The organism is Lachnospiraceae bacterium oral taxon 096 (assembly GCA_018141845.1).
Lineage (GTDB): Bacteria > Bacillota > Clostridia > Lachnospirales > Lachnospiraceae > F0428.
Genome location: CP073340.1, coordinates 1,010,186 through 1,034,386, shown reverse-complemented (window position 1 = coordinate 1,034,386; position 24,201 = coordinate 1,010,186). Strand labels below are relative to the sequence as shown.

24 protein-coding genes, 1 pseudogene and 1 other annotated feature are annotated in these 24,201 nt (G+C 41.0%); of the genes and pseudogenes, 1 reads left to right on the top strand and 24 read right to left on the bottom strand.

Features of this window, described 5'->3' with window-relative positions:
- Positions 1-18: 18 nt before the first annotated feature.
- The 12 genes and pseudogenes from J5A74_05230 to J5A74_05175 all read right to left on the bottom strand — a co-directional run bounded on the left by J5A74_05230 (position 19) and on the right by J5A74_05175 (position 12,348).
- A complete protein-coding gene (locus tag J5A74_05230; GenBank protein ID QUI96689.1) occupies positions 19-336 on the bottom strand; it encodes a metal-sensing transcriptional repressor in 318 nt (105 codons plus the stop codon).
- A 114-nt stretch (positions 337-450) separates the two neighbouring features.
- Complete coding sequence (locus J5A74_05225) at positions 451-1,179, bottom strand: hypothetical protein (protein QUI96688.1); 729 nt, start codon at positions 1,177-1,179, stop codon at positions 451-453.
- Between the two features lie 12 nt (positions 1,180-1,191).
- Positions 1,192-1,866: a methylated-DNA--[protein]-cysteine S-methyltransferase gene (locus J5A74_05220; GenBank protein QUI96687.1), complete on the bottom strand. Its 675-nt coding sequence runs from the start codon at positions 1,864-1,866 to the stop codon at positions 1,192-1,194.
- Positions 1,867-1,894: 28 nt separating this feature from the next.
- A complete protein-coding gene (locus tag J5A74_05215) occupies positions 1,895-2,206 on the bottom strand; it encodes a hypothetical protein (protein QUI96832.1) in 312 nt (103 codons plus the stop codon).
- A 9-nt stretch (positions 2,207-2,215) separates the two neighbouring features.
- Positions 2,216-3,166 (bottom strand): annotated as a pseudogene (locus J5A74_05210) (DUF4300 family protein).
- A 124-nt stretch (positions 3,167-3,290) separates the two neighbouring features.
- Positions 3,291-4,541, bottom strand: a complete 1,251-nt coding sequence (locus tag J5A74_05205; GenBank protein ID QUI96831.1) for a transposase — start codon at positions 4,539-4,541, stop codon at positions 3,291-3,293.
- 281 nt (positions 4,542-4,822) lie between these two features.
- On the bottom strand, positions 4,823-6,022 hold the full coding sequence (gene tuf, locus J5A74_05200; GenBank protein QUI96686.1) for an elongation factor Tu: 1,200 nt from the start codon (positions 6,020-6,022) through the stop codon (positions 4,823-4,825).
- Between the two features lie 138 nt (positions 6,023-6,160).
- On the bottom strand, positions 6,161-8,281 hold the full coding sequence (gene fusA / locus J5A74_05195) for an elongation factor G (protein ID QUI96685.1): 2,121 nt from the start codon (positions 8,279-8,281) through the stop codon (positions 6,161-6,163).
- A gap of 15 nt (positions 8,282-8,296) precedes the next feature.
- Positions 8,297-8,767, bottom strand: coding sequence for a 30S ribosomal protein S7 (gene rpsG / locus J5A74_05190; protein QUI96684.1), 471 nt, complete (start codon positions 8,765-8,767; stop codon positions 8,297-8,299).
- Between the two features lie 153 nt (positions 8,768-8,920).
- The gene (rpsL, locus tag J5A74_05185) at positions 8,921-9,340 is read right to left on the bottom strand and encodes a 30S ribosomal protein S12 (GenBank protein QUI96683.1); all 420 of its coding nucleotides are present in this window, start codon (positions 9,338-9,340) and stop codon (positions 8,921-8,923) included.
- 113 nt (positions 9,341-9,453) lie between these two features.
- Positions 9,454-10,977, bottom strand: a complete 1,524-nt coding sequence (locus J5A74_05180) for a 4Fe-4S dicluster domain-containing protein (protein ID QUI96682.1) — start codon at positions 10,975-10,977, stop codon at positions 9,454-9,456.
- Positions 10,978-11,073: 96 nt separating this feature from the next.
- Positions 11,074-12,348 carry a DUF4026 domain-containing protein gene (locus J5A74_05175; protein ID QUI96681.1) on the bottom strand — a complete coding sequence of 425 codons (1,275 nt, stop codon included), beginning with the start codon at positions 12,346-12,348 and terminating at the stop codon, positions 11,074-11,076.
- Between the two features lie 150 nt (positions 12,349-12,498).
- Here J5A74_05175 and J5A74_05170 point away from each other — a divergent pair, with 150 nt between their 5' ends.
- Positions 12,499-13,257 carry a formate/nitrite transporter family protein gene (locus J5A74_05170; GenBank protein QUI96680.1) on the top strand — a complete coding sequence of 253 codons (759 nt, stop codon included), beginning with the start codon at positions 12,499-12,501 and terminating at the stop codon, positions 13,255-13,257.
- Positions 13,258-13,469: 212 nt separating this feature from the next.
- On the opposite strand, the gene rplL is transcribed toward J5A74_05170, so the two are convergent.
- The 12 genes from rplL to J5A74_05110 all read right to left on the bottom strand — a co-directional run bounded on the left by rplL (position 13,470) and on the right by J5A74_05110 (position 24,173).
- Positions 13,470-13,835 (bottom strand): 50S ribosomal protein L7/L12, encoded by a 366-nt coding sequence (rplL, locus tag J5A74_05165; GenBank protein ID QUI96830.1) that lies wholly within the window; start codon positions 13,833-13,835, stop codon positions 13,470-13,472.
- A gap of 56 nt (positions 13,836-13,891) precedes the next feature.
- A complete protein-coding gene (locus J5A74_05160) occupies positions 13,892-14,386 on the bottom strand; it encodes a 50S ribosomal protein L10 (GenBank protein ID QUI96679.1) in 495 nt (164 codons plus the stop codon).
- A 40-nt stretch (positions 14,387-14,426) separates the two neighbouring features.
- Positions 14,427-14,559 (bottom strand) — a sequence feature (ribosomal protein L10 leader region).
- A gap of 49 nt (positions 14,560-14,608) precedes the next feature.
- Positions 14,609-15,304: a 50S ribosomal protein L1 gene (gene rplA / locus J5A74_05155; GenBank protein QUI96678.1), complete on the bottom strand. Its 696-nt coding sequence runs from the start codon at positions 15,302-15,304 to the stop codon at positions 14,609-14,611.
- A gap of 19 nt (positions 15,305-15,323) precedes the next feature.
- Positions 15,324-15,749, bottom strand: coding sequence for a 50S ribosomal protein L11 (gene rplK, locus J5A74_05150; GenBank protein QUI96677.1), 426 nt, complete (start codon positions 15,747-15,749; stop codon positions 15,324-15,326).
- Positions 15,750-15,844: 95 nt separating this feature from the next.
- Positions 15,845-16,378, bottom strand: coding sequence for a transcription termination/antitermination factor NusG (nusG, locus tag J5A74_05145; GenBank protein QUI96676.1), 534 nt, complete (start codon positions 16,376-16,378; stop codon positions 15,845-15,847).
- 15 nt (positions 16,379-16,393) lie between these two features.
- Entirely contained in the window at positions 16,394-16,603 is a 210-nt protein-coding gene (gene secE, locus J5A74_05140; GenBank protein QUI96675.1) for a preprotein translocase subunit SecE, read from the bottom strand.
- An 11-nt stretch (positions 16,604-16,614) separates the two neighbouring features.
- Positions 16,615-16,764 (bottom strand): 50S ribosomal protein L33, encoded by a 150-nt coding sequence (rpmG, locus tag J5A74_05135; protein QUI96674.1) that lies wholly within the window; start codon positions 16,762-16,764, stop codon positions 16,615-16,617.
- Positions 16,765-16,885: 121 nt separating this feature from the next.
- Entirely contained in the window at positions 16,886-17,602 is a 717-nt protein-coding gene (locus J5A74_05130) for a ComF family protein (GenBank protein ID QUI96673.1), read from the bottom strand.
- Complete coding sequence (locus tag J5A74_05125; protein ID QUI96672.1) at positions 17,568-19,811, bottom strand: ATP-dependent RecD-like DNA helicase; 2,244 nt, start codon at positions 19,809-19,811, stop codon at positions 17,568-17,570. Before J5A74_05125 ends, J5A74_05130 begins: the two co-directional genes overlap by 35 nt.
- A 2-nt stretch (positions 19,812-19,813) precedes the next feature.
- Positions 19,814-20,833, bottom strand: a complete 1,020-nt coding sequence (locus tag J5A74_05120; protein ID QUI96671.1) for a rod shape-determining protein — start codon at positions 20,831-20,833, stop codon at positions 19,814-19,816.
- A 364-nt stretch (positions 20,834-21,197) separates the two neighbouring features.
- The gene (locus tag J5A74_05115; protein QUI96670.1) at positions 21,198-22,934 is read right to left on the bottom strand and encodes a phospho-sugar mutase; all 1,737 of its coding nucleotides are present in this window, start codon (positions 22,932-22,934) and stop codon (positions 21,198-21,200) included.
- A 15-nt stretch (positions 22,935-22,949) separates the two neighbouring features.
- On the bottom strand, positions 22,950-24,173 hold the full coding sequence (locus J5A74_05110; protein ID QUI96829.1) for a CCA tRNA nucleotidyltransferase: 1,224 nt from the start codon (positions 24,171-24,173) through the stop codon (positions 22,950-22,952).
- Between the last annotated feature and the right edge of the window lie 28 nt (positions 24,174-24,201).

Here is a 24,201-nt window from a genome sequence, read left to right as displayed (position 1 = left end):
TCAAATCACTAGGTCATCCTATTTCATCAGTCTTTCAATCACATTGCAAAGTTCATCAATTGTCTCATCATCTCCATTTCGAATATCATCGACAACACATTCTCGAATATGTCTTGCTAACAATAACTTGTTAAAAGCACTGAGTGCACAATTGACTGCAGATACTTGCATCAAAATATCTGGACAATAGCGATCTTCTTCCACCATCTTTTGGATGCCTCGAATTTGTCCCTCCACCTTTCGAAGACGCACAAGCAATGCTTTTTGTTCTTCTGGTGTTCTTTTCTTTCGCCGCTCACTGCAACAAGGGCAAACTCTCTTTTCTTTCTCTTCCATTGCCACCTCCATATACCCTACTGGGGTATCTGATGTTTTTGATTATATACCCCCTCTAGGTATTTGTCAAGAAAAAAAGACTTCCGCAAATGCGAAAGCCCCTATTTTTTCTTATCATCTATTATTTTTTCCTAACACCTCACTCTTAATGCGTTTAATTCTCTTTCCATCAGCAAAGTCCTCAAAGCTAATGCGAATCAAATCTTCAAATCTTGCTAAGATATCATTGCCCTCCCAATGATAGTCTGCACCATTCCACTTCAATAAACTCTCCACAAAAATAACATGGTTAAATACAAAGGTCTTTAATGCTTTTGTCGTCACATCAGCAAATTGCTGTGGATTAATGGGAGCAAATATCTCTTCTGGCAGTCCACTCACTGCCACAAAGGCCGCTCCCTTGTCATGTGGACAGGCATAATAGGCATACTTTTTTTTGCTAATTCCACAGGTCACCATAGAGAGTGTATGACCTCCAAAATACTCATTGAGCAAAAAACATTCTTCTGTCAATGGCTCCAAATGTGCTTTCTCTCCCCATTCTTTTGTTTCATTGGCAAGTCGAAGTAAATCATCATCAAAGTGACTAATATTTTTCCAGCCCCAGAGCCAATTCTTTCGTTCCTTTGATTCATTTCCAATAAATTGAATGGGATAGCAATCTTCGCCCAAAGTCAAAGTTTTCTTTTCAAATTCAACCGTCCACTCTTTATTTTTTGCTACACTCTCTCCAAATGCATTCTGAATGCACCACATCGGTCCAAGTGTTGCCGAAAACACATCGATCCAATTGGATCGGTCAATTGGATACTCTGTCTCTAATATATTGATTCTCTCTGCCATTCTCTACACCTCTCACTCTATCCTATCTTCTTCTAATTTTATTCCATATCGAGACAAATCAACTCGATTGTCCTTTACCTCTATGCCCTCTAATTGCAGTAATCTCTCCTGCTCCTTTTCACCCCCAAAGGCAAATGCTCCCGAAAGTTCCCCCCTTGCATTGACCACACGAAAACAGGGAATATGTTCTGGATCTGGATTTTTATGGAGGGCATTGCCCACTGCTCTTGCCATATTTTTGTCCCCGGCCATCTGAGCCACCTGTCCATAGGTCGCCACTTTTCCTCTCGGAATGTTTTGCACTGCCCGATAAATTCTCTTTGAAGGAGTATCACAGACCATTTGATAGCTCTGATCAATATGATCAAAAACATCTTCCATTTTTATTGTTCCATCCAAAAGAATACTCATCCAATGCCGCTTATTCATATGATAGGCGGGCAAATAGCCCTTATTTTTGCTTGCAATCGCAATAAAACTCTCATCTGCCTTGACATTGAGAATATCCACCTCACCCTCACCCTCAAGTCCCAAAGTTTTTCTCTTGACTTGTAAAATTAGAGCAAACCACTTGCCTTCTTCCTTTACTTTAAACGTCATATGACTAGGGGATTTCATCCATGGATGTTCAGGCTCTATAGCATATTCTCTATGAATATATGATGTAATTTCTTCCACTATATTCATCTGCAATTTCTCCTATAGTCTTGTTGTCTTATTGAATGCGATGCTTTTCCATTCTTTCCTGAAAAATGCCCACAACAATACTTTTTAATTGTTCTTTTTGCTCATTAGAAATTTCTCCCTCTTTCTTCACATAGGCATATAAATCAGGATGTTCCTTGGCAATCTTTTCAATGGTCTTACTTGTCGCATGAGAACGCACAAAGAATGGTATCTTTTTAATGTACTCTTCTGGAACAAGTGCAAGAATTTTCTTTGCCGCTTCCTTGTCATCCACTACTCCCTCAGAGAGCCCCTCCTTGATTTCTTTTTGTTCCTCACTTGAAAAATCACTTAGTTTCATATTTGTATCCTCCAATACTCTATATTCTGGCAATACATGATTATCCTCGAAAATAATCGGCTTTGCACCTTCCAAATCCTTGTCATAGTAGCCCATGAGATAATCATTCACTTCCTGTCGATTTGTAAACTTGACGAACTGATAAGGCATCTCAAATGCCAATTTTTCAACAAAGAGATATCCATCTCCATCCTCTAGTAACACGCCAGTGTGACCAATAAATTCCTGTACTGGATTCTTCCCATCATCCATGACCATAAACAAAGAAATCATATGGATTTTATCACCATGAAATGCAATTTGCTTCTTTTCCCAATCTTTTTGAATTTCTCCTGCAAGAATATTGGTGTCTTCCGTCTTACTCACATCGATGTAGGAAAATATGCTGTCAAAGTTCTTTTTTTCATTCCCCGTAAAGATTTTCTTTTTATCAATCGCCTCAAAATCCGCAAATAGCATATTAGTATCGCCGGCTACTGGATTTCCCACGGTGATAAAGTCTCTCATCAGCATATAGGAAGTAATTCTACAATTTCTTCCCACAAACCCACCACCATTGGCCTTCCACAAGTCCACTAAATGATCATCATAGCTTGGAAAGGCCTCAGAAATAGTGGTTATCTTCTTTGCCAGATTTTCTGTACCCACTGCTTGATTGTACTCATCCACAGAATCAAAAAATTCCTGAATATGCTCCTTGCTCACGCCTGCATTTTGTAACGCCTGCTTTAACTCACTTCTGCTCTCTTCATCTGCAAGATTTGAATAGGTCAATTGCAGCTTGGCCTTACTGATCGGCGCATCTGTCTCACTGATCGCACTGTCTTGCCCAGAGCTAGTATCTGTTACACTCTCCTGTGTGCTCTCCACCACCGTATTCTTTGTTGCATCCACTCCCTGATTGGCACATGCCGACAACAACACAGCAGTTACTACAGGGATCACCCATCTTTTTTTCATCAATTTTATTCATCATCTCCTTCTCTATCCATTTGTGAACTACCCATCACCTAAAGGTAATGGGCTTCTAAGAGCCTAACAGCTCTATTTAAGAAGTTTGATATTTAAGTTTCCACCTAAGTAATTAGGCAATCCTTATTCTTATCGGCGTGTCCACTTCGCCTCTACTGTATAGGATATTCATATCCACAACACTACTTTTACGCATGATATTTAATGCTCCGTTAACATCTGCATTGATTGTTTTACCACTTGCCGTTTTGTATAGACCACGATGTAATCTTCTGCCACTAAACGGATACTCTTTTGGATTATCGGCATTGTAAACTGGGAGATCGTCTCTATCCCAAAAAGATGATTTCGATGTATAGGATTCTTCCTGTTTTACAAAAACAATGTCATTTAGTTTGCAAAGATATTCCAATTTGTTACGCAACTGTCCATAAGGGATATTTACAAAATTTTGATTGTTTTGCTTTCCAATATGACTGTTATGTTGAAAAGTCTCATTGTAACCAACAACAAGCGTACCTATATTATTGATGATACAATAATCTATCACCCTACGAACAGTTTTATTCATATAGTCGTTCACCTTATTGTTGCGATTACGAGCTGCTGCTTTTTGTCTGTTTGTAGGTTTCCTACCAAAATGCTGTTTATCTTTTATAGATTGTAAACGGGTATTTTCTTTATTAAACCACTGATTGATCGATTTAAGTCTTTTTCCGTCAATAATGAACGATTTACCAATATTTGATACGGCTGTGACGAGATTGTTGATACCTAGGTCAAGTGCAAGTGCGTTGTTTGTGTTTAGATTTCTTTGAATACATTCAGCTTCATATATATACTGGATTTCAAAGAACCTTGCATTCGCTTTCGGTATAATGCGTATCTCTTTTATCGTCTTATCAAGAAGTATGGGTGGTATCGTAATTTCAACAGACTTATGCGTTTTCTTAAAACTATTGGAAAACGGAAGTGTCAGCTGATTACCCTTCAGTCTTACAAAACCAATGATCAGTGTTGTGTATCCATCTTTTGGAAGATAATGTGGCAGTTTACAATCCATAAAAGTATATTTTCCCTGCTTGACAAGTTTAAGCAGACCAAAAAATGACTGAAACGAACCATCAACCTCTTTCAGTATCTGCTGTGCCATATTGGAATTTAAGGCCTTATAATTAGGACTATTCTTTAAAAGAGTGTAATTCTTCTCATACTTGAGAAATTCACCTTCTGTAAAATAATGCTGACGCACATTATAGATTGCCTCATTAGCAAGATTCTTAGCCGTATGACAAAGTTCCCTGATTGTGATGTAATCTTCCTTGGACAGATGTTTCACTTGTTGTTTTACAGTAAGATACATACGATTTTCTCCTTTCATAGACTCGGAAATAGGATTCCCTATATATGTATTATAGCATATATTTTAAATGATAGTATTTAAGTAAAATATATATGTTGTAAACCTAACGCCATTCATCCCACGGTCTAAAGACCATGGGTTTTCTGGCTGTTATATTATAAAAATAACTCTATTCATTTCATATAGTTTGTATTTTACCACATCACAACTTCAGCAACAACTGAAAAGCCCCCCGAGGTACCTCGGGGGGCTTTTCTATGGCAATTTATCTATATCAATGATTACTCAATGATCTTAGCTACTCTACCTGAACCTACTGTTCTACCACCCTCACGGATAGCGAAACGAAGACCCTGCTCACAAGCAACTGGGTGAATAAGCTCGATAGTCATCTCTACATTATCACCAGGCATACACATCTCTGTACCAGCTGGAAGCTCGCAAACACCTGTGATATCTGTTGTTCTGAAATAGAACTGTGGACGATAGTTGTTGAAGAATGGTGTATGACGACCACCCTCGTCCTTTGTCAATACATAAACCTGAGCTGTGAACTTCTTGTGGCAAGTTACTGAACCTGGCTTAGCAAGAACCTGTCCACGCTCGATCTCTGTTCTCTGAACACCACGAAGAAGAGCACCGATGTTATCACCAGCCTGAGCCTGATCAAGAAGCTTTCTGAACATCTCGATACCAGTAACAACTGTCTTCTTCACATCCTCATGGATACCAAGGATCTCAACCTCATCGTTAAGGTTAAGTGTACCACGCTCTACTCTACCTGTAGCAACTGTACCACGACCTGTGATTGTGAATACATCCTCGATTGGCATAAGGAATGGCTTATCTGTATCACGCTCTGGATCTGGGATATAGCTATCTACAGCATCCATAAGTGTCATAACCTTGTCACCCCACTCGCCGTTTGGATCCTCAAGAGCCTTAAGAGCTGAACCCTGGATAACTGGAATGTCATCGCCTGGGAACTCATACTCATTAAGAAGATCTCTGATCTCCATCTCTACAAGCTCAAGAAGCTCCTCATCATCAACCATATCGCACTTGTTCATGAATACTACGATATAAGGAACACCTACCTGACGTGAAAGAAGGATATGCTCTCTTGTCTGAGCCATAACACCATCAGTAGCAGCAACTACAAGGATAGCACCGTCCATCTGAGCAGCACCTGTGATCATGTTCTTTACATAATCGGCATGTCCTGGGCAGTCAACATGAGCATAGTGTCTCTTCTCTGTCTCATACTCGATATGAGCTGTAGAGATAGTGATACCTCTCTCTCTCTCCTCTGGAGCCTTATCGATCTTATCGAAGTCTACAATCTTGTTTGTATCTGATGGGAATCTTGTTGCAAGAACCTTAGAGATAGCAGCTGTAAGAGTTGTCTTACCGTGATCTACGTGTCCGATTGTACCGATATTAGCATGTGGTTTGCTTCTGTCAAATTTTGCCTTAGCCATTTTTAAAAATCCTCCTTAAAATAAACCTTGTGATCTCCTAAATAACAAGTGAAATCGCTTACAATTCCACTTGTCGTGAATTATAAGCTAAACTAAATTATATAATAAAGCCTAGCTTTTATCAAGTATTACTTGTGATTACTTACCTTTTCTTTCAGCAATAATCTTCTCCTGAACAGACTTTGGAACCTGCTCATATCTATCAAAGAACATAGAGTAGTTACCACGACCCTGTGTCTTTGAACGAAGATCTGTTGAATATCCAAACATCTCTGCAAGTGGAACGAAAGCATTGACCTGCTTACCGCTTGCGATGTCCTCCATACCCTCGATACGTCCACGGCGTGAGTTGATATCACCGATAACATCTCCCATGTACTCCTCAGGCATAGTTACCTCAACCTTCATAATTGGCTCAAGCAAAACTGCCCCGCCCTTAGCCATAGCATCCTTAAACGCCATAGATCCAGCGATATGGAATGCCATCTCTGAAGAATCGACCTCATGGTATGAACCATCATATACATTGGCATGAACACCAAGTACTGGGAATCCTGCAAGAACACCAGCCTTTGTAGCCTCTTCGATACCCTCGCTGATTGGCTGAATATATTCCTTAGGAATAGATCCACCAACGACAGTTGACTCGAACTTGTATGTCTCCTCACCATTTGGATCCATTGGTTCAAACTTAACTTTACAATGACCGTACTGACCACGACCACCAGACTGCTTAGCATACTTGCTATCTACATCAACAGCCTTTGTAAATGTCTCCTTATAAGCAACCTGAGGTGCACCTACATTGGCCTCTACATTGAACTCACGAAGAAGACGGTCTACAATAATCTCCAAGTGAAGCTCACCCATACCAGAAATAATGGTCTGACCTGTTTCCTGATCTGACTTTGCTCTAAAGGTTGGATCCTCTTCAGCAAGCTTTTGAAGGGCCTCGATCATCTTTGTCTGTCCAGCCTTTGTCTTAGGCTCGATTGCGATATCGATAACTGGCTCTGGGAACTCCATAGACTCAAGGATTACTGGATGCTGCTCGTCACAGATTGTATCACCAGTTGTTGTTGTCTTAAATCCAACAGCAGCTGCGATATCACCAGAATAAACCTTGTCGATCTCAGTTCTCTTATTTGCGTGCATCTGAAGAATACGACCAACTCTCTCCTTCTTGCCCTTTGTTGCATTTAATACATAGGAACCTGAATTTACAGATCCTGAATAAACTCTAAAGTATGCAAGCTTACCTACGAATGGGTCTGTCATAATCTTAAATGCAAGTGCAGCAAATGGCTCATCATCGGATGAATGTCTCTCTGCTGGGTTTCCATCAAGATCCACACCCTGAATCGCTGGGATATCTGTTGGTGCTGGCATATACTCGATAATTGCATCGAGAAGCTTTTGTACACCCTTATTTCTATAAGCTGAACCACAGCAAACAGGTACTGCTGTACACTCACATGTAGCCTTGCGAAGAACCCTCTTCAGATCTGCTACGCTTGGCTCATTGCCATCGAGGTACTCCATCATAAGGTCATCGTCTAACTCACAGATCTTTTCTACAAGCTCTGTGCGATAAAGCTCAGCATCGTCCTTCATATCCTCTGGAATTTCTGTAATGGAGATATCATCGCCCTTATCATCATTGTAGATGTAGGCTTCCATCTCAAACAAATCAATAATTCCCTTAAAATCATCTTCCTTACCGATTGGCAACTGAAGGCAAATCGCATTCTTACCCAAACGTGTACGAATCTGATCAACTGCGCCATAGAAGTTTGCACCCAAGATATCCATCTTATTGATGAATGCCATACGAGGTACATTGTATGTGTCAGCCTGACGCCATACATTCTCTGACTGTGGCTCAACACCACCCTTTGCACAGAATACACCCACTGCACCATCAAGTACACGGAGTGATCTCTCTACCTCTACAGTAAAGTCAACGTGTCCTGGGGTATCAATGATATTGATACGGTTCTCAGGTGTTCCTGGCTTTACCTTGTTGTGATCTTGTAATGTCCAATGGCATGTTGTAGCTGCAGAAGTAATGGTAATACCTCTCTCCTGCTCCTGAGCCATCCAGTCCATGGTTGCATTACCTTCATGTGTATCACCGATCTTATAGTTAACACCAGTGTAATAGAGGATACGCTCAGTCAATGTTGTTTTACCAGCATCAATATGCGCCATAATACCAATATTTCTGGTTCTCTCTAAAGAATATTCTCTTCCAGCCAATTTGGTTTCCTCCTATTAGAATCTATAATGAGCAAATGCCTTATTAGCCTCTGCCATCTTATGCATATCTTCCTTACGCTTTACGGCTGCACCAGTGTTATTGGCTGCATCCATAAGCTCGTTGGCAAGACGCTCCTCCTGTGTCTTTTCACCTCTCTTGCGTGAGAACATGGTAATCCATCTAAGTGCAAGAGCCTGTCTTCTCTCTGGCTTAACCTCGATTGGAACCTGATAAGTAGCTCCACCGATTCTCTTTGCCTTAACCTCAAGCACAGGCATAATGTTATTCATTGCTTCCTCAAACACCTCTACAGCGTCCTTGCCTGTCTTCTCTGTAATACGGTTAAATGCACCGTATACGATCTTCTGAGCAACACCCTTCTTACCATCTAACATAATATTGTTAACTAACTTTGTAACAACCTTGTTATTGTATAACGGATCTGCTAATACGTCTCTCTTTTGAGTATGTCCTTTACGTGGCACGTTACTTCCCTCCTTAATATGATTGCCATTAACTGGCTATTAGATCTTCAGTACTCACACGCTCAGCGTGCGCCTCGTGCTCGGTCTATAGATAACCTGCAACCTACAGATTAATTACAATCCGGCACTATATTACTTTTTCTAATACTACAATTACTTCTTGTCTTTTGGTCTCTTAGCACCGTACTTTGAACGAGCCTGCTTTCTGTTTGCAACACCTGCAGTATCCAATGTACCACGAATAATGTGATATCTTGTACCTGGCAAGTCTTTTACTCTTCCTCCACGGATAAGTACTACGCTATGCTCCTGTAAGTTATGTCCCTCACCTGGAATGTAGCTGGTTACCTCGATACCGTTTGAAAGGCGAACTCTGGCAATCTTACGAAGAGCTGAGTTTGGCTTCTTAGGTGTAGCTGTCTTTACAGCTGTACATACGCCTCTCTTTTGAGGTGCAGACACATCTGTTGCCTTCTTGTGAAGGGAATTAAAGCCCTTCTGAAGAGCTGGCGCTGTTGACTTTCTCTCTGAAGTCTGTCTGCCCTTCTTTACTAGCTGATTAAATGTTGGCATTCCTTCTTACCTCCTTGTAATATTCTCTGCGGTTGCTGTTTTTCAGCTGAATTGCGTGTCCTGTATTTACACGCCATACTATTATATCTACATTATATGTGCCTGTCAATAGATTAATAAGTTAACTTGTCCAATTCCTTGACATGTTCTGTCGCATTGGCATTAATATGACTGGCCTTGGAAGCATAGAGTTTCACTGCCGCTGCGGACTTATTGATGGCTTGCATGGTTCCTGGCCCTGCAACACATCCCCCAGGGCAACCCATACCTTCCAACAAATATCCATCATACTTTCCTGCCTTTGCCATTGTCAATAATTTCCTACAATCACGAAGTCCCTCGGCTTTTTCTGTCTTGACCACCATATCAGGATGTGTATTTTTGATGACATCGACAACGGCTGTGGCCACACCACCAGAGACAGCAAAATTTCTTCCATCCACAGATACATCATTGACACCATCTGGATCCTCTTCAATCTGTGACATATCAATATGCTTTGCCTCAAAAATTCCCATCATTTCCTCAAATGTCAGTACAAAATCAACTTCTGAGCGAACACTCTTTCTCATTGCCTCTAACTTCTTTGCCGAGCAAGGTCCAATAAAGACCACCTTGGCATCTTCATTTTGCAATTTAATTAACCTTGCTGTCAGAGTCATTGGTGTAAGTGCCATAGAAATATTGTCCTTCATATCAGGAAAGAGCTTCTTTGCCATTGAAGACCATGCTGGACAGCAAGAAGTTGCCATAAATTTAAGCTTTTCTGGAACTTCCTCTAAGAAATCCTCTGCCTCCTGTGTTGCACATAAATCGGCACCAATCGCCACCTCAACGACATCTGTAAATCCAAGTTGTTTCATTGCCTTTCGAATCTTTCCTGGCGTTACCTTTGCACCAAATTGTCCGACGAATGCAGGTGCAAAGGCCGCATAAATCTTCTCACCTGATTGAATAGCACGAATAACTTGGAAAATCTGTGACTTATCCGCAATGGCACCAAACGGGCAGTTAACCAAACATTGTCCACAGGAAACGCATCGATCATAGTCAATGTCAGCCTTTCCATATTGATCGGAATGAATGGCATCCATACCACAGGCGGCCGCACATGGTCTTTCCTGCTTAATAATGGCGTGATATGGACAAATTTCTGCACATTTTCCACATTTAATACAAACATCCTGGTCAATATGTGAACGACCATTGGTTCGGTCAAGACTTACACACTTCTTTGGACAAACTTCTGTACAAGGGTGAGCCAAACATCCCTGACAACCATCCGTCACATAGACTCTTTTTTCTGCACAGGCATTGCAAGCAAACTTAATCACATTGATGAGCGGTGGTGTATAATAAGTTTCTGGCTTGTTCGCTGCCTCAACATTTTCCGAAATTTTATTGTGATCTCCTGCATCTCGGCAAGAAAGCCCCATAGCTAGACGAAGTCTTTCTCCCACTATAGCTCTCTCCAAAAAGACATCACTTCGAAAGCTTCCCACTTCCCCAGGAATAATCTTATATGGCAACTCCTCCATTCTTTTGTCCACAGGCCATTCTGTGTGGTAGGCCATTCTCGCAACCTCACGAAAAATTCGGCGGCGAATCTCCCTAATTCTCGTATCAATTCCTCTCACTTTGCTTCCTCCATAAAATATAATTTTGAGCATTACACATTACAAGAACAGATTAACATACTTTGCACATTTTATATAGTACTTTTCCTCTCCCTATCAAGTATTTCTATATAAATCCAATACATAGGCACTGTCTGGATGAATATAAAATTTACCTAAGCAAATGGTCCAGTCCACTAAACTCTTGATGGGACAAATCATCTCATCGCCCATATCAAACTCCCTAGAAAAAAACAGATGATTGGCCAAGGTACCCACAATGGTCTGCTCCTCTTCCAAGAATCGCTCCGCCTTAACCCAGACAATCTCCTCCTGACTCTCCCCCCGAAAGAGAACCTTAATTCTCACTTCTATTCCTTCTTTTAGTGCACGGATAACATAAGAAAATCGCTCTCTGGCAAGTTTATAGGTCTTTTCTGTCAACTCATTACTCCAATAGTAGAGAACATCCTTTTCTAACTCATCTATATTTTCACTGACATGGTGAAGCTCCTGCTCCTCTTCATTTTCCTCATCCACAAAAAAGAGCACCCTCGACTGTGTATTGTGACTTTCTTGGCGATCAGCTATTCCACCAAGAACATTCTTTGGATAGTAATTCAAAGCTTCTGTCCACGGCAATGCTCTGACAACAATTTCCTTTCCATTGGTATCAACTCCAATATAAATGGTATTTTCTGTATTTCCATCTAATTTGTGACTTGCATACACAGTGAGCAAGCTATAATATGCACTGTAGTCTTTCTTATTTACATTTAAAATCTCCAATTCATCTACGCCACAGCGACTGAGTCCATGAGTGTGTAACCACAACTTATCGCCTTTGACCACCGCTTGGACATGATAGAGATTGTTATAGAGTGCTCCGACTTCAGACTGAATAAAAATTTCTGCCCATCTTCGATTCATAATATACTCCGCACTCTCATCATAAATTGCAATGCTCTCCAGTCCAATCATTGCATATAAAATCTTTACCTGCAACTGATAGGCATCTTCAAATTTTTTTCCAAACTTCATTGCTGTGGTCAATGCATATTTCGATTGTTCCAATAATGCCATTTCCTCTTTGGTGAAAAATTGCAAGGTGCAAACATTCAGTAAGTCCTTTGCCTCATACTCCCCATACTCAAACTCAAGCTCATATTCTTCTCCATGATAAGAAATCAATAATCTCCCTGGATTTTCCTCAGATGGAAGACTTCTTGCCTGCAATGTCACATCCTCAATATTTCGAATCCTCTCAAATACATTCTCATCCAATATGTAATCATATTTTGGATGAACAAGGCCAAGCATATAGGATGTATCTTCCCAATATTGCATGGTCTGTCTTTCCAGTTGCTTTTTCCCTCCCCAAAATTTAAACATACTCTCCCCTCTCCTTTCTCCTGTCCACAACAACAATATTGTACTATCATTTTGGCATAAAAATCGTAAATTTTCAATTTTTCTTGATAATTTTTTATTTATCATATATAATACATTGGTTACAAAATTATTCATTGAGGAGATTACAGTATGTACGACGAAACACTTGAAAAAATCGGTCTGGCTTCAAAGAAAAAGATGGGTGTTCTCAACTCCAGTATCTTGAAGTACTTGATCAGCTCTGCATTCGCTGGAATGTTTATCGGAATTGGAATTCTTCTGATTTTCACCATCGGATCACTCACTGCAAACCTGCCATCACAAAAGATTCTGATGGGCGTTTCTTTTGCCATCGCACTTTCACTGGTTATCATTATGGGTGTTGATCTCTTTACTGGCAACAACATGGTCATGACCATTGGCATTCTAAGAAAAGATGTCAAAGTCAGCGATGCCATCAAACTATGGTGCATTTGCTGGATTGGAAACTTGATCGGCGGAATTATTCTTGCCCTTCTCTATGTCGGAAGTGGACTGGTTAAGGGTGATTTGGCAAGCTTTTATGAGAAGACAGCCATGGCCAAGGCATCCGCTCCATTTTTGGCCTTAGTTTGCAAAGGCATTCTCTGTAATATTCTCGTTTGCCTTGCCGTTTTATCTGGCTTTAGAACCAATGATGATTCTGCAAAGATTTTGATGACTTTTATGTGTCTCTTTGCTTTTATCACTTCTGGATTTGAACACAGCATTGCCAATATGACTGTCTATGCTGTTGGTCTTATTTCCCCAGAAGTTCACATCTCTGTTGCCGATGCACTTAAAAATCTCATTCCAGTAACCATTGGAAACTGGATTGGTGGCGGTGTCATTGTCGGCGGTGGATTTTACTTATTAAAATCAACCAAATAAAAGAAAAAGGGGGTGTCACACTAATGTGCGACATCCCCTTTTCTAATATTCTATAAAATTTAGATTGATATCTTCCGTCATCTGTACTAATCGAAAAAGTATATATAACGCAAAACACATCATAATCACTAACCAGTGAAATTATGATGTGCCTTACAACTTATATAACCACTAACTCAATAGTGCTATACTTTATGCAATTTAAAGCCAAATTACTTAAGAGTAACCTTAGCTCCAACTTCCTCAAGCTGCTTCTTGATGTTCTCAGCCTCTTCCTTAGAAACCTCTGTCTTAAGAACCTTAGGAGCTCCATCAACAACATCCTTTGCTTCCTTAAGTCCAAGACCTGTAGCCTCACGAACAACCTTGATAACCTTAACCTTCTGATCACCAACTTCTGTAAGCTCTACATCGAACTCTGTCTTCTCCTCAACTGCTGCACCACCTGCTGCACCTGCTGCTACTACAACGCCAGCTGCTGCTGAAACGCCAAACTCTTCCTCACAAGCCTTTACAAGCTCGTTGAGCTCTAATACTGATAATTCCTTAATTGCATCGATAAACTCTGCAGTTGTCAACTTTGCCATTATGATATCCTCCATTTGATATTTATTGATATGATCTAATTTTTTTATTAAGCCTCTGCTGGTGTCTTCTCAGCGATCTGATTAAGCACACGAGCGAAGTTTGTAATAGGGGACTGCATACTTCCAAGAAGTCTTCCAAGAAGCTCTTCCTTTGAAGGGATTGCAGCGATTGCCTTAATACCGTTAGTGTCATAATATACACCCTCAACGATACCTGCCTTTAATTCAAGCTTGTCAGCTGTCTTTGCGAAATTGAAAAGAACTCTAGCTGCTGCTGTTGCATCATCCTTAGATACTGCAAGTGCTGTAGGTCCTTCAAGATCAGGATCGAGAGCCTCAAACTCTGTTCCCTTTGTCGCAAGACGAATCATTGTGTTCTTATATACCTTATAAGTCACACCAGCTTCTCTCAAAGCCTTACGAAGTCTTGTATCCTGCTCTACAGTAAGACCACGATAATCAACGACAACTGCTGTCGCTGCACCGTTTAAAAGATCAGTGATCTCTTGAACAACAGGCTGCTTTAATTCAATCTTTGCCATTAGTTTCTTCCTCCTTGTATTATTTGCGTATATCCTGCGGGGAGGCTGTAAAAAAGCCCTCTTGCTTTCGACAAGAGGGCAGAATTCACTCAGTGAATATATACTTTCCTCGGTAGGCCATTTCTGTTATGCCCGTAGGCACCTACTGTCTTAGGCAGTCAATACTGTTGTATGTTAACATCACTTTGATGTGATGTCAAGCCACTTTCTTAAAAAAGTGGATTAACCCATGAGCTTACCTGTGTTTAATCTAATTCCAGGTCCCATTGTTGAGCTTAAGATAACGCTCTTCATGTAAGCACCCTTTAATGTTCCTGGCTTAGCCTTGTTTACAGCATCGATCAATGCCTGGAAGTTATCCTGAAGCTGCTCCTCAGTGAAAGAAACCTTTCCAACTGGAACATGAATGATGTTTGATTTGTCAAGACGATACTCAACCTTACCAGCCTTGATATCAGCAATAGCCTTCGTAACATCCATTGTTACTGTACCAGCCTTAGGGTTTGGCATAAGTCCCTTAGGTCCGAGAACCTTACCAAGACGACCAACAACACCCATCATATCTGGTGTAGCTACAACGACATCAAAGTCAAGCCATCCGTCGTTTTGGATCTTTGGAATAAGCTCCTCACCGCCGACAAAATCAGCACCTGCTGCTGTTGCCTCGTCTACCTTAGGTCCCTTTGCAAAAACCAAGATGCGAACTGTCTTACCTGTTCCATGTGGAAGTACAACAGCACCACGAACCTGCTGGTCAGCGTGACGGCTGTCACAACCTGTACGAATATGTAACTCTACTGTCTCATCAAATTTTGCTGTTGCTGCCTTCTTTACGAGTGCAATTGCCTCTGGAGCATCATATAATGTTGCTCTATCTACTAATTTAGCAGCTTCGATATATTTCTTTCCGTGTTTCATCCTTTATCTTCCTCCTAAATTAGTCTTCTACTGTGATACCCATTGAACGTGCGGTACCAGCGATCATACTCATTGCTGCTTCGATGCTTGCTGCATTTAAGTCTGGCATCTTTAACTCGGCGATCTTTTGGATCTCTGCCTTGCTGATTGATGCTACCTTTGTCTTGTTTGGAACACCTGAACCTGACTTAATATTGCATGCCTTCTTCAGTAATACTGCAGCTGGAGGAGTCTTTGTAATGAAACTAAAACTTCTATCTGCATAAACAGTGATCACAACAGGGATAATCATATCACCCTGATCTGCTGTTCTTGCATTGAATTGCTTTGTGAACTCAACGATATTTACTCCGTGTTGTCCAAGTGCTGGACCAACAGGTGGAGCTGGTGTTGCCTTGCCTGCAGGAATCTGCAATTTAATATAACCTGTAACTTTCTTTGCCATTTGGCACCTCCTAGTGGTAATTTCGGGGAATCCCTCCCACGTTTTAGCTAAATTTAGCCTGTTACTCTGTTTCTTTTATGTAATGCAACTATGCTTTACATCTTCTTTACATCTGCAAATCCGATTTCTACCTTTGTCTCTCGACCAAAGAGATCCACCGTAATTGCAACTGTCTTCTTGTGTTCATTGACTGCGGTAATTGCTGCCACTGTATCTTTCCAAGCACCAGCAATCACAGTAATCATATCGCCAACTTCAAAGTCGACCACAAGTGTTGGATTCTTTTCACTCTCTGGAATACCGAATCCTAAATTTTCCATCTCTTCTAGAGTCAATGGAACTGGCTTGCTGCCAGGACCAACGAAGCCCGTTACGCCACGAGTATTTCTCACGACATACCAAGTGTCATCATTCATAAACATATGGATGAGTACATAACCTGGAAACATCTTCTTGTCTGATATCTTTTCCACTCCGTTTTTCATCTCGATTACCGATTGCAAAGGAACACAAACCTCAAGAATCTGATCTTGCAGGCCACGATTTTCAATTGTTTTCTCGATATCGAGCTTTACTTTATTCTCGTAGCCCGAATAAGTATGAGCCACATACCATTGTGCTTGCGCCATACGATCACCCAATCCTTACTTAAAAATCACACCGAAGCCCATCTGGAAAACCCAATCAATGGCTGAAATCACAACGCCCAATGCAACGGAAGATGCAACAACCACGATACTCTGCTTTACCAAATCGTCCTTCGTTGGCCAAACAATTTTTTTAAACTCCTTGTTTACGCCTTGGAAAAATCCTTTTTCCTCATTCGTGCTCTTCTTTTCCTTCTTATCTGCCATAATAGAATCTCCTACTTTGTCTCTTTATGTGCAGTATGCTTCTTGCAGAAACGGCAATACTTGCTGGTCTCCATACGATCTGGATGAGTTTTCTTATCCTTAGTCGTATTGTAGTTGCGCTGCTTGCACTCTGTGCAGGCAAGTGTAATCTTTGTACGCATAATCTCCACCTCCATCAATTTTTAAAAAACATCGTTGTGTCACAAAATCATTTTAGTCAAAAAAAAAAGACTTCAAAATCTCTCGTCACCTCATCCACTATAGCACAGGCAAAAACATCCGTCAAGCCCCATTGCCAATACAGATGCTGATATAGTAAATCCTTTCTGCCCCCTTAGCACGAAGCACTCTTGTACACGCCTCAATTGTCGATCCTGTGGTGTAGATATCATCGACAAGTAGAATGTTTCTTACACCTTCCCTCAACTGATTTGCCCCAAAGGCCTTTGTCAAATTCTTTAATCTCTCCTGTGGGGTAAGCTCCTTTTGTGCCACCGTCTTTTTCTCTCGATATAAAGTTTCTGTATCCACCAAAATATCCCACTGTCTTCCAAGAATGTTGGCAAGAATTTCTGCCTGATTAAATCCCCTCTCCCGAAGTCTTGACTTATGGACAGGCACAGGCATCAAACAATCAATCTGCATTTTTTCAATTTTTCCTCGAAAACGCTCGGCCATCATCATTGCAAAAGGTTCAATATATTCTCGCCTATTCTTGTACTTAATCTTAATCATCGCATTTTCTGTGATATCATCATAATTTAATAATGCCATGCCAAAATCAAAACTTTTTGGCAGACGCACACAATCCATGCAATATTCGTCCTGTGAATTGACGAGCGGCTTGCCGCATTTTAGGCAATACGGCTCGCCAACAAAACTCAATTTTTTCAAACATTCTCTGCAAATATATCTCCCTTTGACAATCTCTTCGCACACAGGACATCTTCTTGGAAAGAGACTATCAATGACGATCTTCTTTAGATCCAATCTCTTCAATCCTTTCTTTCAAACCACAATATCGCTTTAATTCTGCGGTATTTTCAACCATTTCAAAAAAGTATTCTGGCATTCCCACAAGAGTCACACACTTTCTGGCCCTTGTCACTGCTGTGTAAATTAGATTTCTTGTCATCAACATCTTTGGTCCAGAAAACATCGGAATAATCACTGCTGGATACTCACTTCCCTGAGACTTGTGAATCGTAATGGCATAAGCAAGCTCCAATTGATCGATCTCTCCAAAGGCATATTCTGCAATTTTTCCCTCATCAAACTCCACATAAATTAGTTCAGCATATTCATTTATTTCTCGAATAATCCCTAAATCTCCATTGTACACGCCCATGCCCTTCTCCAGTGGATGACCATAAGCGTCTCTTGTCTCCCATTCAAGTTGGTAATTATTCTTAATTTGCATCACCTTATCACCCTCTCGATAGCAAATCCCAAAAAATTCATGCTCCTTTTTTTGTAAAGAAGGAGGGTTGAGATGATTTTGTAAAATCTGATTTAACCGCGCAATCCCCAATGGGCCTTTTCTCATTGGGGCAAGTACCTGAATATTCATGGCATCTTCTTGAACATAATTGGGAAGTTTTTCTTTAATCAAGGTGAGCATAGCTGCAATAATCGCCTCTGGATCTGGTCGTCGAATAAATAAAAAATCTCGACTTCTCTTTTCTAGGTCAATCGTCCCCCCATCAATCATCCGGTGTGCATTGACAATAATGTCACTCTCCCTCGATTGGCGATAAATTTTTTCTAATTGTACCACCTTAAATTTCTTTGAATCAATAATATCTCTTAATACATTTCCTGGTCCCACGCTCGGCAATTGGTTGACATCTCCAACCAGAACTAGACGTGTACCTACAGATACTGCCTTTAGAAGAGCACACATCAAGTGAATATCTACCATGCTGACCTCATCAATAATAATGACATCCGCATCCAGTGGGTTGTCTTCATTTTTCTCAAAGTGCATACCCAATTGATTCTCTTTTTCGTCTTCCTTTGGCATTCCTTCAATCTCTAGAAGACGATGGATGGTTCTGGCCTCCTCACCTGTGGCCTCAGTCATTCTCTTAGCCGCTCTCCCCGTCGGTGCTGCCAGTAAAATTTCCATCCCCTTGCTCAAAAAATATTGAATAATCGTGTTGATGGTCGTTGTCTTTCCTGTTCCCGGACCTCCTGTAATAACCAAAAATCCTGACTTTGCCACCTCAATCACTGCCTTTTTTTGCAGCTCATCGAGCACTAAATTTTCTTTTTTTTCAATCTGCATCACAGACTTTTCAATCTTTTTTACATCTTCCTTTGACTCAATATTTAAGTCATAGAGCATCTTTGCGATCGAAAGCTCAGTGTAGTACATTCGGCTCAGATAGATGTCTGGCTTTTCCTTGCCCTTGCCATACTTTACTACAATTCGCTTTTCCATCTGCATACCCAAAAGCAAATCTTCCATAAAATCGGTGCCCAGTAGCTGTGAACATCTTTCTTCCAAAAGATCAAAGGGCAAATAGGTGTCCCCCTGTGCACTTGCTCTCATCAAAACATATTCTATCCCACTTTGAATGCGATATTGAGAATTGACTTGCACGCCCACCTTTGCGGCAATCTCATCCGCAATCTTAAAGCCCACACTTGGAATGTCCTCTGCCAGTCGATAGGGATTTTGCCGAATAATGCTATATAGTGCTGGTCCATATTCCTTGTAAATTTTTACAGCCAGTGCCATGCCCACACCATAATTTTGTAAAAAAATCATGGCATCTCTTAACTCTTTTTTCTCCAAAATTTGCTCTGCAATACTCATGGCTAATTTTTCGCTCACGCCCTTGACCTGAGTGAGTTGTTCGGGCTCCTCTTCCATAATTCGCAAAGTATCTGCCTTAAATTTTTTAACAATACGCTGTGCAAGTTTTTCCCCCACACCTTTAATGGCGCCAGAGGACAAATATTTTTCTACACTCTTTGTACCTTCTGGCGCCTTCATCACATAAGAAGATACACTCATCTGCTCCCCATAGGTCGGATGCAATTTCAATGCTCCTGTTGCTTCAATCCATTCTCCTTCGTGAATATCTTGAAATGTTCCCACTAGAGTAAATTCCTCACCGTCTGATGAGACGGTGAGGACAGAGTAGCCATTCTCCTCATTTCGATATTTAATTTTCTCAATATATCCAGCTATTGTCGCCATCGCTATTGTTGATATTCCTTCTTTGCCTCTTCGTCACCATTTTTGTACTCAATATATTTTCCTGTACCAATGGCAACGGCTGTCAATGGTTCTTCTGCAATCATCGTATTGATACCTGTCTTTTCTTCAATCAAGGCATCCAATCCAAAGAGCAATGCACCACCACCTGTCAGCACAATACCACGATCAAAAATATCCGCTGCAAGCTCAGGTGGGGTTCTCTCCAATACATTGTGAACCGCATCAACAATCTGCATTGCTGGCTCCTGCAAAGCCTCCAATGTTTCATCTGAGGTGACAACAATGGTCTTTGGAAGACCTGTAACTAGATTTCGTCCTCGAACTTCCATTGTCAAGGACTCTGGTCTTCGATAAGCCGCTCCAATATTGATCTTAATCTCCTCTGCTGTTCGCTCACCAATTAAAAGATTGTGCTTCTTTCTCATATGACGAACTAAAGCCTCATCAAAGTCATCACCTGCCACTTTAATGGATGTGCTCACCACAGTTCCACCAAGAGAAATCACTGCGATATCTGCTGTACCACCACCAATATCGACGATCATGTTTCCACAAGCCTTTGCGATATCAATTCCTGCACCAATTGCTGCAGCTACTGGCTCCTCAATGATGGCCACATCCTTTGCTCCTGCACTATACGCTGCATCTTCCACAGCCTTGGTCTCCACTTCTGTTGCTCCTGATGGAATGCACACAGCAATTCTTGGTTTTCTAAATGTCTTTTTTCCCACCGCTTTAGTGATAAAATACTTTAACATCTTCTCTGTCACTTGATAATCAGAAATGACACCTTGACGCAGTGGTCTAATGGCAATAATATTTCCTGGTGTTCTACCAATCATTAATCTTGCCTCTTCTCCAATGGCATGAATCTTTCCTGTATTTCTATCCACAGCAACTACGCTTGGCTCCTTTAACACCACACCTCTTCCCTTTATATAAACAAGTATACTGGCTGTTCCCAAGTCAATACCAATATCATTTGATGTTATTCCGAACATATTATCCTCCACAATCTTTCTTAGCAACATTCTTTCGTAAAATATCTTATCATATTATAGGCGTAAATAGTTTTTTTTTAAAGACTTTTTTAGCTTCTTAACACATTTTTTATTTCGCCGCCATATTTTGGACACAAATTTTCGTTATAGTAAAAGAGCGTTAGACGAAAGTCTTTCGTAGGTTTGCAGAAACGCTGAAACTGCAAAGCTTTTTCATACTCATACCAGACGGCTAGGCCGTCTGGCCCCCCTAAAACTTTTTTCTTTTTATACCTTTTACTAAGAGTTGGTGCGAAAGCACCAACTCTTAGTTTGTCAAAAAGAGGAGGAGCTACTCACTCCCCCTCAATCCTTATCGTAAGCCTTACTGAATCTGATCCACCAATGCCTGAAGAGCATTTCCAAGCTTATCTGACTTTACTCTTGCATCTTCCATAGAATTTCCCTTTACACCATAGTAGAACTTAATCTTTGGCTCTGTTCCCGATGGACGCACACAAATCCAAGTGTTATCATCACAGTCATAGTAAATAACATTGGAAGCTGGAAGTCCGGTCGGTCTAACCTCCTTGGTCTTGAGATCTACAATGGTATCTGCCTGATAGTCTCTCACAGAAAGGACAGTGGCATCACCAATCTTTTCTGGAACATTTTCTCTAAAGTAGGTCATCATTCTTTGAATCTTTGCCAAGCCCTCAAGTCCTGCAAGGTCAAAGGCCTTGATGCCATCCAAATAATATCCATACTTTTCAAACATATCTAACATTGCATCCCAAAGTGTCTTTCCCTGCATCTTGTAGTAGGCCGCTGCCTCACAGAGTGCAACTGTTGCCGATACAGCATCCTTATCTCTGGCATAGCTTCCGATTAAGCAACCATAGCTCTCTTCCATGCCAAACATATAGTGGCCTTTTCCCGTGTGCTCATTCTTTAAAATTTGCTGACCAATCCACTTAAATCCAGTTAATACTTCAACCAACTTGCAGTGATAATTTGCTGCCACAGCATCCACTAAGTTGGTCGTTACGATGGACTTTACAACCTCTCCATCTGCTGGAATCTTTCCTGCTGCTGCCTTTTGGCTGAGCACATACTCACAGAGCAATGAACCACTCATATTTCCTGTGAGTGCAATATATTGCTTTGACTTTTGATCCTTGACATACACACCCAAACGATCTGCATCTGGATCTGTGGCCAACACAAGATCTGCATCCTTTTCCTTTGCTAACTTCAGTCCCAGTGCAAAAGCTGCCTTTGACTCTGGATTTGGATAACTGACTGTAGGGAAGTCACCATCTGGAAGCTCTTGCTCCTTGACAACATAGACATGAGAAAAACCAATTTCCTTTAATACACGGCGAACAGGGATATTTCCTGTGCCATGCAATGGAGTATATACAATGCGAATGGAGTCCTGCATCTTATCAATGGCGTCTTGATTAACCACCTGTGCCTTTACATTGGCAATATAAGCATCATCGATCTTTTCTCCAATCACCTCGTAAAGACCTGCCTTCGTTGCCTCTTCTTCAGACATTGTCTTTACTTTTGAGAGGTCTTCAATGGCAAGTACACATTCTGTCACGCCCTTATCATGTGGCGGTGTAAACTGTGCACCGTCCTCCCAATACACCTTATATCCATTGTAATTTGATGGATTGTGGCTGGCTGTAATATTAATACCTGCAATACATCCAAGTTCACGCACTGCAAAAGAAAGCTCTGGAGTTGGTCTAAGGGACTCAAACTTATAGGCCTTGATACCATTCGCTGCCAATGTCATTGCCGCCTCCATAGCAAACTCTGGTGACATATGCCTTGAGTCATAAGCAATGGCTACACCTTTTTTCTGTCCACCCTGGCGAATAATATAATCGGCAAGTCCCTGTGTTGCTCTTCTGACCACATACACATTCATTCGGTTGATGCCCGCACCAATAATTCCACGAAGCCCTGCTGTTCCAAAGGCAAGATCCTGGTAAAATCTTTCCTTAATCTCATTCTCATCATCTGCAATCGCACGCAACTCATTCTTTGTTGCTTCATCAAAATACGGATTTGTCAGCCACTCTTGATAAATTTTCTTATAGTCCTTCATTTATATACCCTCCACTCAGCATTGGTCAATCTTACAATTTTGATTATAACAAATTTCTTTTACTTTTTCCAATAAAAACATCATTGTATTTTTACTTGGGTCTTCAATGACATAGGACAAAAGTTCACCTAAGATCTGACCAAGATTTGGACCTGGCTTTATTCCTGCCCGAATCAATGTTGCACCATCCACAGCGAGCATTTGTAATGTGTAGGCATCCCCGCGCTCAAGGATTTCTTGTAACCTATTCTGAAAGTCCTCAACTTCTTCTCCCAAGACTTTCTTGAGCAAAATCCAATCCCGAACTCTCTCTGGTCCAATCTCTGAGAGTGCCTGTCTCATCCTTTTTTCATTCCTTGGCAATTTTCTATCTATATATTCGACTAAAATCTTCACCTTCTTTATGGTGTCATTGTCGGCTTTTAATTCCTTCAATATGGCCTTTGCCTCTTCCCCCGATTTGTTCTTAAATAGGAGTGCAAACCGCAAATGTTTTTCCTCTGGCAATTGCCCAGAAAAAGCCATCACTTCGGCATCTCTTGCTGATAGCGATGAAAAATGTTGTCCAATTTCTTTATGGAGTCCACTGTCAAAAATTTTTTTTACCATTTCTGGATGAGATGAACAAATGGTCTTTGTCAATTCCACCAATATGCGTTCCTTGCTCACTAAAGAAAGATTTTTTGCCATTTGAATCATCGCCTGCCAAGTATCACTTTCAATAGTAAATCCCAATTGAGCACTAAAACGAATTGCTCTCAACATCCGGAGGGCATCCTCTTGAAATCTTTCCTTTGCCTCTCCCACACAGCGAACAACCTTTTTCTCAAGGTCTTCCATGCCACAAAACTCATCCACCAGCCCCGTCTCATCAGAATAGGCCATCGCATTAATCGTAAAATCCCTGCGTCTTAAATCTTCGAAAAGATTAGGAGTAAATTTTACCTGATCGGGATGTCTTCCGTCACTATATTTGCCATCAATCCGATAAGTCGTCACCTCATATCCAATTTTTCCTCTCATAATGGTCACTGTACCATGTTCAATTCCTGTATCCAATGTATGACCAAAAATCTCCTTGACCTGAACAGGGCTTGCACTCGTTGTTATATCCCAATCTTTTGGTTCAACACCCAAAAGGGTATCTCGAACGCATCCCCCCACCGCATAGGCTGCAAATCCGTGACTACACAAACCTTGAATAATCTCTACCACATCCTGTGGCATATCTATTTTAATGATTTCTTGCATTTTGTCTCCTTAAACA

Bases quoted from the DNA above. Each gene is read 5' to 3' on its own strand.
- J5A74_05230 (QUI96689.1), bottom strand. From the start codon at position 336: ATGGAAGAGAAAGAAAAGAGAGTTTGCCCTTGTTGCAGTGAGCGGCGA.
- J5A74_05225 (QUI96688.1), bottom strand. From the start codon at position 1,179: ATGGCAGAGAGAATCAATATATTAGAGACAGAGTATCCAATTGACCGA.
- J5A74_05220 (QUI96687.1), bottom strand. From the start codon at position 1,866: ATGAATATAGTGGAAGAAATTACATCATATATTCATAGAGAATATGCT.
- J5A74_05215 (QUI96832.1), bottom strand. From the start codon at position 2,206: ATGAAACTAAGTGATTTTTCAAGTGAGGAACAAAAAGAAATCAAGGAG.
- J5A74_05205 (QUI96831.1), bottom strand. From the start codon at position 4,541: ATGTATCTTACTGTAAAACAACAAGTGAAACATCTGTCCAAGGAAGAT.
- tuf (QUI96686.1), bottom strand. From the start codon at position 6,022: ATGGCTAAGGCAAAATTTGACAGAAGCAAACCACATGCTAATATCGGT.
- rpsL (QUI96683.1), bottom strand. From the start codon at position 9,340: ATGCCAACATTTAATCAGCTAGTAAAGAAGGGCAGACAGACTTCAGAG.
- J5A74_05175 (QUI96681.1), bottom strand. From the start codon at position 12,348: ATGTTTAAATTTTGGGGAGGGAAAAAGCAACTGGAAAGACAGACCATG.
- J5A74_05170 (QUI96680.1), top strand. From the start codon at position 12,499: ATGTACGACGAAACACTTGAAAAAATCGGTCTGGCTTCAAAGAAAAAG.
- J5A74_05160 (QUI96679.1), bottom strand. From the start codon at position 14,386: ATGGCAAAGATTGAATTAAAGCAGCCTGTTGTTCAAGAGATCACTGAT.
- rplA (QUI96678.1), bottom strand. From the start codon at position 15,304: ATGAAACACGGAAAGAAATATATCGAAGCTGCTAAATTAGTAGATAGA.
- rplK (QUI96677.1), bottom strand. From the start codon at position 15,749: ATGGCAAAGAAAGTTACAGGTTATATTAAATTGCAGATTCCTGCAGGC.
- nusG (QUI96676.1), bottom strand. From the start codon at position 16,378: ATGGCGCAAGCACAATGGTATGTGGCTCATACTTATTCGGGCTACGAG.
- secE (QUI96675.1), bottom strand. From the start codon at position 16,603: ATGGCAGATAAGAAGGAAAAGAAGAGCACGAATGAGGAAAAAGGATTT.
- rpmG (QUI96674.1), bottom strand. From the start codon at position 16,764: ATGCGTACAAAGATTACACTTGCCTGCACAGAGTGCAAGCAGCGCAAC.
- J5A74_05125 (QUI96672.1), bottom strand. From the start codon at position 19,811: ATGGCGACAATAGCTGGATATATTGAGAAAATTAAATATCGAAATGAG.
- J5A74_05120 (QUI96671.1), bottom strand. From the start codon at position 20,833: ATGTTCGGAATAACATCAAATGATATTGGTATTGACTTGGGAACAGCC.
- J5A74_05115 (QUI96670.1), bottom strand. From the start codon at position 22,934: ATGAAGGACTATAAGAAAATTTATCAAGAGTGGCTGACAAATCCGTAT.